General features: G+C 56.1%; 1 protein-coding gene. It reads right to left on the minus strand.

All coding sequences use genetic code 11. The annotated features are described in order from the left end of the window. Positions 1-10 precede the first annotated feature (10 nt). Positions 11-985: an IS30 family transposase gene (locus Q0349_RS02015; RefSeq protein ID WP_298079173.1), complete on the minus strand. Its 975-nt coding sequence runs from the start codon at positions 983-985 to the stop codon at positions 11-13. Positions 986-1,093: the final 108 nt, after the last annotated feature.

A 1,093-nucleotide genomic window follows, 5' to 3' on the forward strand; every position in this document is an offset into this window, starting at 1 on the left:
CGGCGAATTGTCAAACCAAGTGCAACACCTCATCAAAATACACTTCATAAGGTGTCCTCCACTGCAAACATTTGCGCGGGCGGTTATTCAATGCCAGCACCGCCTTTTCAATGTAATCATCTGGATATTGCGCAATATCCTGATGCTTCGGAAAATATTCACGCAACAAGCCGTTGGTGTTCTCGTTCGTGCCGCGTTGCCACGGCTGGTACGGCGGCGGAATGTATATTTTTATCCCCAACGCCTCCGCCACCACCGCATGCCGTGCAAACTCCTTGCCCCGGTCCGGCGTGATGCTGAGCACCGTCTGCTCGCGCAAGGCTTCAATCATCGCCGCATTCACGCCGTCCGCCGTCTTCTTCTCCAGCCGAACGCACCGCAGATAGCGGCTTTTACGGTCGACCAACGTCAGCAACACCGCACCACCCACCACGCCTGCAACGGTATCGGCTTCCCAATCGCCAAGTCGCTCCCGCGCCTGCGCCTCTGGCGGACGCGCCGACAGCGCATGCTCAACCGGGAAGTTATCACGTGTCGGCTCGCCCTTGCGCCGCCGCTTCTTGCCACGGTGGCGCAGCCTTTGCTTGCCGCTTATCACCCAGTCGGGGTCATTGAAACGCCCGGCGTAGATACCGCGGTAGATAGTCGCGTAGCTGATGGCGTGCGGGCGGCCTTCGTGGCGCAAGCGGTACTGAATCTGCTCCGGCGACCAGTGCAGTTTCAGAAACCTCTCCTTGACCAGGGCAAAAAGTTCCGGGTCATCAAGTTTACGCTTGCGGCGGCAGAGCTTACGCCTGCTGTCGTATTTCTCCTGCGCCTTGCTGGCGTCGTAGCTTTCGCCAGCGCTATTGCGCTTCAGTTCGCGCAAGATGGTGCATCTGTGACGCTTCAACATGGTGGCAATAGCGGCGGGGCAATGACCTTGGTTGAACAAGGTCATTATGCAACCCCGCTCAATGGGCGTAATATGACTGTAGGCATCCATTTTCGGTCTCCTGCAATGTTTTGATGTTTTTTGCAGTATCGCTTATGGATGTCTTTTTTGTAGCTGTTGCACTTGAATTGTAAATTCGCCACATACACCTTGAGCGCT

It is taken from the genome of uncultured Cardiobacterium sp. (genome assembly GCF_938028185.1).
GTDB lineage: Bacteria > Pseudomonadota > Gammaproteobacteria > Cardiobacteriales > Cardiobacteriaceae > Cardiobacterium.

What these genes read in the sequence shown, in the direction of transcription:
- Q0349_RS02015 (WP_298079173.1), bottom strand. Translation starts at nt 985, where the DNA reads ATGGATGCCTACAGTCATATTACGCCCATTGAGCGGGGTTGCATAATG.